Origin of the sequence: Pseudomonas sp. GM24 (genome assembly GCF_000282235.1) — a bacterium.
Classification (GTDB): domain Bacteria; phylum Pseudomonadota; class Gammaproteobacteria; order Pseudomonadales; family Pseudomonadaceae; genus Aquipseudomonas.
Genome location: NZ_AKJR01000044.1, coordinates 1 through 7452, shown reverse-complemented (window position 1 = coordinate 7452; position 7452 = coordinate 1). Strand labels below are relative to the sequence as shown.

Below are 7452 nucleotides of genomic sequence, written 5' to 3'. Positions count from 1 at the left end.
CCAGCGATGAGGCCCGCCCCTTCAACATTGATGTCGACTGACCCACCGCTATCGCTGGCAAGCCAGCTCCCACAGGGTCAGCAGTCGCTCGGAAGATTGAGGCAATAAAAAACCGCAGCCTGGCTGCGGTTTTTCAGGCTCAGTGGGTCCTCATCCCCGCTGCATACATCGCCAGTTTCAGCACACTGGCGACCACCGCCAGCGACACCACGCTGCCCAGCCAGATCAACAACAGCCAGCCCAGACGCTTGTACCAGCGGCTGTTCTTCACTTCGCGCGAATCAATGGTAGCCATCGCCAATCCTCACTTTGCCGCGGAATACGTAGTAGCTCCAGAAGGTATACATCAGGATCACCGGCAGGATGAACAGTGCACCGATCAGCGCAAACAACTGGCTCGACGGCGGTGACGCGGCGGCCCAGATGCTTACCGACGGCGGGATGATGTTCGGCCAGATGCTCAGCGCCAGGCCGATGTAACCGAGCAACATCAGCACCAGGGTGAACACAAACGGCCAGTGCGTATGGCGCTGACGCAACGTGCGCAGCAGCCCGAACAGCGCCAGCAACGCCAACACCACCAATCCGGCAAACACCTGCAGATGCCCGTGTGTCGACCAACGTGTCGCCAGCTCCGGATGCAGTTGCAGGGTCCACACGCCGATCACCAGCACCATCGCCATCAACAGCAAGGCCAGCGGCCGGGTGAACAGACGCATCCGCGACTCCAGCATGCCTTCGGTCTTGACCAGCAACCACGTACTGCCGAGCAACGCATACGCGATCACCAGCCCCACGCCACACACCAGCGGAAACGGTGCCAACCAGTCCAGACCGCCGCCGGCAAACTGCCGATCGACCACCGGAATCCCGGACACATACGCGCCAATCACCACACCTTGCGAGAACGTCGCCAGCAGCGAACCACCGATAAACGCCTTGTCCCACCAATGACGTTTTTGCGGCGACGACTTGAAGCGAAACTCAAATGCCACACCGCGGAAAATCAAACCGCAAAGCATCAGGATCAGCGGCAGATACAACGCCTCGAGAATCACCCCGTACGCCAGCGGAAACGCGCCATACAACGCCGCGCCACCGAGCACCAGCCACGTCTCGTTACCGTCCCACACCGGCGCGACGGTGTTCATCATCACATCGCGTTCCTGCTCATCCGGGATCAGCGGAAACAGGATCCCCAGGCCCAGATCGAAGCCGTCCATGATCACGTACATCATCACCCCGAAGGCGATGATCACTCCCCAGATCAACGAGAGATCGATACCTTGAATACCCATGACTCAATGCTCCTTCATAGGGGCGGTAGCCGCCGAAATCGGTCGACGCGGCGTCTGCAATTCATCGCCCGCAGGTGGATGTTCGTGGTGCGGCTGCGGGCCTTTTTTCACCAGTTTCATCATGTAGCCGATGCCCACGCTGAATACGGTGAAATAGATCACCACGAACAGCGCCAATGACGTGCTCATCTGCGCCACCGAGTGATGCGATGCCGCGTCATGGGTGCGCAGCAAGCCGTACACCACCCACGGCTGACGCCCGACTTCAGTGGTAATCCACCCGGCCAGCAGCGCAATCAAGCCGCTCGGCCCCATCAACAACACCAGACGCTGGAAGCCGCGATGCTGATAAAGCTTGGCGCCACGGCGCAACAGCAGACCGAGCAAACCGACGAGGATCATCAACATGCCCAGCCCAGCCATGACGCGGAAACTCCAGAAGATCACGGTCGAATTCGGCCGGTCTGCTTTAGGGAAGCTCTTCAGTGCCGGGATCTGCTTATCGAGGCTATGAGTGAGAATCAGGCTACCGAGATAGGGAATTTCCAGTGCGTACTTGGTCTTCTCCGCCTGCATATCAGGGATACCAAACAGCACCAGCGGCGTTGGGCCGTTGTCGGCGTTTTCCCAGTGACCTTCGATGGCGGCGATTTTTGCCGGTTGATGTTCCAGCGTGTTCAAGCCATGGGCGTCACCGACCACTGCCTGGATCGGCGCAACGATCAACGCCATCCACAACGCCATGGAAAACATCTTGCGCACCGGCGCCGTGTTATTGCCGCGCAGCAAATGCCAGGCAGCCGACGCACCGACGAAGAACGACGTGGCGACAAACGCGGCAATCGCCATGTGCGCCAGCCGGAACGGGAACGACGGGTTGAACACGATCGCCAGCCAATCCAGCGGCATCACCCGACCGTCGACGATTTCAAAGCCTTGCGGCGTCTGCATCCAGCTGTTGGACGCAAGAATCCAGAACGTCGAAATCAACGTGCCGATGGCGACCATTACCGTGGCAAAGAAGTGCAAGCCACGGCCGACACGGTTCCAGCCGAACAGCATCACCCCGAGGAACCCGGCTTCAAGGAAGAATGCGGTCAGCACTTCATAGGTCAAAAGCGGCCCGGTGATGCTCCCGGCAAAATCCGAGAAGCCGCTCCAGTTGGTACCGAACTGGTACGCCATGACCAGTCCCGAAACCACGCCCATGCCAAAATTGACCGCGAAAATCTTCGACCAGAAATGGTAGAGATCACGGTAGGTGTCATTGCGGGTTTTCAGCCACAGGCCTTCGAGTACCGCGAGGAAACTCGCCAGGCCAATGGTGATCGCCGGGAAAATAATGTGGAACGAAACCGTGAACGCGAATTGAATTCGCGCCAGGTCCAGTGCCTCCAGATTGAACATGATGATGTCCTCATCCAGGCTGAAAAGCGGCAGCACGAACCCGGGCCACCGCCAGACGCGAACGCCTGCAGCCAGTCAAATTGCCAATGTTTTTATGAGTCGCGGGTTACGCCACCGACGACGGGATCAGGTTGCTGACCTTCGCGGCTTCAAGGCGGATCGCGACGAATTTGGAGGTCGGCGTATACGTGCGGTCGCCGTAGCTTTCCAGCGGTACCAGCGGGTTAGTCTCCGGGTAATACGCCGCTGCCTGCCCTGGCGGAATGTCGTAGGCAATCAGGGTGAAACCGCTGACCCGACGCTCGCGCTCGTCATCCCACAGCGCCACCAGATCAACCTTCTGCCCCGGTTCAAAGCCCAGGCGCTGGATGTCCTGCTCGTTGGCGAAGATCACATCGCGCATGCCGTAAACACCGCGATAACGGTCATCGAGGCCATACAGCGTGGTGTTGTACTGATCGTGGGAACGCATGGTTTGCAGAATCAGATGCGGCTTGACCGGCAGGTTGCGCACGCCCTCGCTGATCAAGTGCTCGGGCAGCACGCACGGGGTGAATTGAGCCTTGCCGCTGGCGGTGTTCCAGACCCGATCCGAAGCGTCGTTACCGAGGTGGAAGCCACCCGGAATCAGCAGCTTTTCATTGAAGTTTTCGAAGCCCGGAATCACGTCGGCAATCAGGTTGCGGATGCGCCCGTAGTCGCCCACCACCCACTCCCAATCGATCGGGTGCTTGCCCAACGTCGCGGCGGCGATCCCAGCAATGATCGCCGGCTCGGATTTCAACTGCGCCGACTTCGGTTTCAATTGACCGAACGACAAATGCACCATGCTGAACGTGTCTTCGACGGTCACGCCTTGCGGGCCTTCAGCCTGGATATCGATGTCGGTACGCCCGAGGCACGGCAGAATCAGCGCGTCGCGACCGGTGACCAAGTGGCTGCGGTTGAGCTTGGTCGCAATGTGCACCGTCAGGTCGAGTTTGCGCATGGCGGCGTGGGTGCGCGGGGTGTCCGGCGTGGCTTGGGCGAAGTTGCCGCCCAGACCGATAAACACCTTGGCTTCGCCACGTTCCATGGCGCCGATCGCCATCACCGTGTTGTGCCCGTGCATGCGCGGCACGTCGAAGTTGAAGCGTTTTTGCAGCGCGTCCAGCAAGTCCTTCGGCGCCAGTTCGTTGATGCCCATGGTGCGGTCGCCCTGCACGTTACTGTGGCCGCGCACCGGCGACAGCCCGGCGCCCGGACGGCCGACGTTGCCGCGCAGCAGTTGCAGGTTGATGACTTCCTGCAGGGTTGCCACTGAATGCACGTGTTGGGTCAGGCCCATGGCCCAGCACATGATCACGCTTTTGGCGCGGCCATACATGCGCGCGGCCAGTTCGATGTCATGCAACGGCACGCCGGACTGCTCGAGAATGTGCTCCCAACTTGTCGCCTCGACTTCAGCCAGATAGCTGTCGAGCCCTGTGGTGTGCTCGGCAATGAACGCATGATCGAACACCGGCTCGCCGCCAGTCGCCTGAGCTTCGCGTTCCCACTGCAACAGGAATTTGACCATGCCGCGAATCATCGCCATGTCGCCGCCAAGGGCCGGACGGAAGTACGCGGTGTTGGTCGCTTCCCAGCCGTTGCTGAGCATTTCGATCGGGTTTTGCGGGTTCTGGAAACGCTCCAGGCCACGCTCTTTCAGCGGATTGATACAGACCACTTGCGCGCCACGTTTCACCGCTTCACGCAGCGGTTCGAGCATGCGCGGGTGGTTGGTGCCGGGGTTCTGGCCGATAACGAAAATCGCATCGGCGTGATGCAGGTCCTCGTAGACCACGGTGCCTTTGCCGACACCGAGGGTCTCGATCATGCTCACCGCACTGGCTTCGTGGCACATGTTCGAGCAGTCGGGGAAGTTGTTGGTGCCGAAGGCGCGGACGAACAATTGATAGAGAAACGCCGCTTCATTGCTCGCACGGCCGGAGGTGTAGAACTCGGCCTCGTGCGGCGATTTGAGGTTTTTCAGATGATCAGCGATCAGCGCAAAAGCATCTTCCCAGCTGATTTCCACGTAGCGGTCGACCCGCGCGTCGTAGCGCATCGGGTGGGTCAGACGACCCTGATACTCCAGCCAGTAGTCGCTCTGCTCGGCCAGGCTCGACACTGTGTACTTGTTGAAGAAAGCCGGGTCGACCAAACGTCCGGTCGCTTCCCAGTTCACCGCTTTCGCGCCGTTTTCGCAGAACTTCAACATGCTCGCGCCGGGCGCTTCACCCCAGGCACAACCCGGGCAGTCGAAGCCGCCGTTCTGGTTGGTCTTGAGCATGGCACGGATGTTTTTCAGGGCGTTTTCGCTGCCCAGCCAGCTTTTGGTCAGGCTGATGACAGCGCCCCAACCGGCAGCGGCGCCTTTGTAGGGTTTGTAACGGTCGACTTGTGACATGGGACTCTCCATGACGATGCACACAGGCATGAACCTGATTCGGTTAAACAGCGACGGCCGACTTTCAAGGTTGAAAAGGGGTCGTTGGGTTTGCCGGGGCAAGGATATGAACCGTTACAAAACATTGTCTAATCGCTATTAATGACCGACTTATCGAAAGCATCTATCACGGATTAAAACCCTTTATTTACGGGCCTTTGCGAAACTAACGAAGCAACTTTTTGCGCAAAATAATTCATCATCGACGGGATCAATCAGCTGTTCATTAACAGTGATTGGACGGCACTCAAAGTTGCCCATAATCTGCGCTGACCAAACTCCTTCAACCGGGGTTTTCATTCCTGCGAGGCTGTCATGTCAGAGCGTGTCTTGATCGATGGTTACAACCGCCGCGTCGACTATCTGCGCATGTCGGTGACCGACCGCTGCGACTTCCGCTGCGTCTATTGCATGGCCGAAGACATGCAGTTTCTGCCCCGCCAACAAGTGCTGACGCTGGAGGAAATCTATCAACTGGCGCAGAGTTTTGTGGCGCTGGGGACGCGCAAGATTCGCCTGACCGGTGGCGAGCCGTTGATCCGCCCGGGCGTGGTCAAGCTCTGCGAGCAGATCGCCGCCCTGCCCGGCCTGCGCGAACTGTGCATGACCACCAACGGCTCGCAACTGGGCAAACTCGCGGCGCCGCTGTTCGACGCCGGGGTCAAACGCCTTAACATCAGCCTCGACAGCCTCGATCCGCAGCGCTTCAAACAGATGACCCGCACCGGCGATCTGGCGCAGGTGATCAACGGCATCGATGCCGCGCGCAAGGCCGGTTTCACCCGCACTAAACTCAATGTTGTGGTGATGCAGGGCCGTAATGATCAAGAGATCAACGATCTGGTCAGCTTCGCCATTGACCGTCAGCTCGACGTCTCTTTCATCGAAGAGATGCCGCTGGGGATCATCAGTGAACACAGTCGCGCCGAGTCGTTTTTCTCCAGCGCCCAGGTGCGGGAAAAGATTGCCGAACGCTACACCCTGATCGACTCGGCCGAGTCGACCCAAGGCCCGTCGCGCTACTGGCGGCTGGCCGAAGCGCCGGAAATTCGCCTGGGCTTTATCTCGCCGCACAGCCACAACTTTTGTGGCACCTGCAACCGCGTACGCCTCACCGTTGAAGGGCGCCTGCTACTGTGTCTGGGTAACGAGCATTCGGTGGATCTGAAAGCGCTGCTGCGCGCCCACCCGGGGCAACCGCAGCGGCTGGAAAAAGCCATCGTCGAGGCGATGAAGCTCAAGCCGTATCGACATAATTTCGAAGTGAACGACGATGTTCAGGTTGTGCGCTTCATGAACATGACCGGCGGCTGATCCCGCCAGTTTCATCGGTTATCGGAACCGCAAAGCATGATCATCAGACCCAAGGTCAACCAGTTCGCCATTCTCTTCACCCTCAAGGGTTCGATTGCCAAGCGCATTGCCATGCGCACGTTGATGGTCACCCTGCTGGCTTCGGCCATCGTGCTGGTGGAAATCCTCCATCCAAGCAACTTCACCAAGGTCAACGCCACGCCGTTTACCTTGCTCGGTTTGTCGCTGTCGATCTTCATGAATTTTCGCAACAACGCCTGTTATGACCGCTGGTATGAGGCGCGTAAAGCCTGGGGCGAAGTGATCGTGCACATTCGCTCGGTGATTCGCGAAACCCATGTGATCCGTGAATCGGCTGAGCGCAAGCCGTTGTTGCTCAATCTTTGTGGTTTTGCTCATGCGTTGAACGCGCGGTTGCGTAGAGAAAGCGAAGCGGACGCCAGTAGCCAATGGATCATGCCGAAACCCGATCCGCAGACACCGGATTACAGCGGACGCATTTTGCAGACGGTTGGCCAGCAGTGTTCCGATCTGCATCAGAACGGTGAATTGACTGAGTGGCGCTATATGCTGCTGGCCAATCACCTGACCAGCCTGACTCAGGCGCAAGCGGTGTGCGAGCGGATCAAGACCACGCCGCTGCCGTTTCCTTACACACTGCTGTTGCACCGAACGATTTATCTGTTTTGCATCCTGCTGCCGTTTGCCATGGCCGAACCGTTGGGCTGGCTGACACCGTTGTTCACGGCGATTGTCAGCTACACGTTCTTTGGCCTCGATGCGATTGCCGATGAACTGGAAGACCCGTTTGGCCGCGACGAAAACGACCTGCCGACCGATGCGCTGGTACGCACCATCGAGCGCGACATCCTCGCCGAACTGGGCGCCGAAGTGCCGCCGGCGCTGAAGCCAGTCGACTATGTGCTGAGCTGATCCGTAGCTCTCCAGACACCTCAAAACCCT

Annotated in this window: 6 protein-coding genes; 2 read left to right on the top strand and 4 right to left on the bottom strand. The window is 58.9% G+C overall.

The genetic code is table 11. The features are described 5' to 3' along the window. Positions 1 to 139 precede the first annotated feature (139 nt). The 4 genes from PMI23_RS29205 to PMI23_RS07220 form a co-directional block, all read right to left on the bottom strand. Entirely contained in the window at positions 140 to 295 is a 156-nt protein-coding gene (locus tag PMI23_RS29205) for a DUF2474 family protein (RefSeq protein WP_007918422.1), read from the bottom strand. Beyond that, positions 282 to 1298 (bottom strand): cytochrome d ubiquinol oxidase subunit II, encoded by a 1017-nt coding sequence (gene cydB / locus PMI23_RS07230; protein WP_007918423.1) that lies wholly within the window; start codon positions 1296 to 1298, stop codon positions 282 to 284. The genes PMI23_RS29205 and cydB overlap by 14 nt, the downstream gene beginning before the upstream one ends. Positions 1299 to 1301: 3 nt before the next feature. Continuing rightward, on the bottom strand, positions 1302 to 2705 hold the full coding sequence (locus tag PMI23_RS07225; protein ID WP_007918424.1) for a cytochrome ubiquinol oxidase subunit I: 1404 nt from the start codon (positions 2703 to 2705) through the stop codon (positions 1302 to 1304). A 106-nt stretch (positions 2706 to 2811) separates the two neighbouring features. Next, the gene (locus PMI23_RS07220; RefSeq protein ID WP_007918425.1) at positions 2812 to 5136 is read right to left on the bottom strand and encodes an FdhF/YdeP family oxidoreductase; all 2325 of its coding nucleotides are present in this window, start codon (positions 5134 to 5136) and stop codon (positions 2812 to 2814) included. Between the two features lie 354 nt (positions 5137 to 5490). On the opposite strand from PMI23_RS07220, the gene moaA reads away from it, so the two are divergent. Further along, positions 5491 to 6489, top strand: a complete 999-nt coding sequence (gene moaA, locus PMI23_RS07215; RefSeq protein ID WP_007918429.1) for a GTP 3',8-cyclase MoaA — start codon at positions 5491 to 5493, stop codon at positions 6487 to 6489. 36 nt (positions 6490 to 6525) lie between these two features. Further along, positions 6526 to 7422: a bestrophin family protein gene (locus PMI23_RS07210; protein ID WP_007918431.1), complete on the top strand. Its 897-nt coding sequence runs from the start codon at positions 6526 to 6528 to the stop codon at positions 7420 to 7422. Positions 7423 to 7452 lie beyond the last annotated feature (30 nt).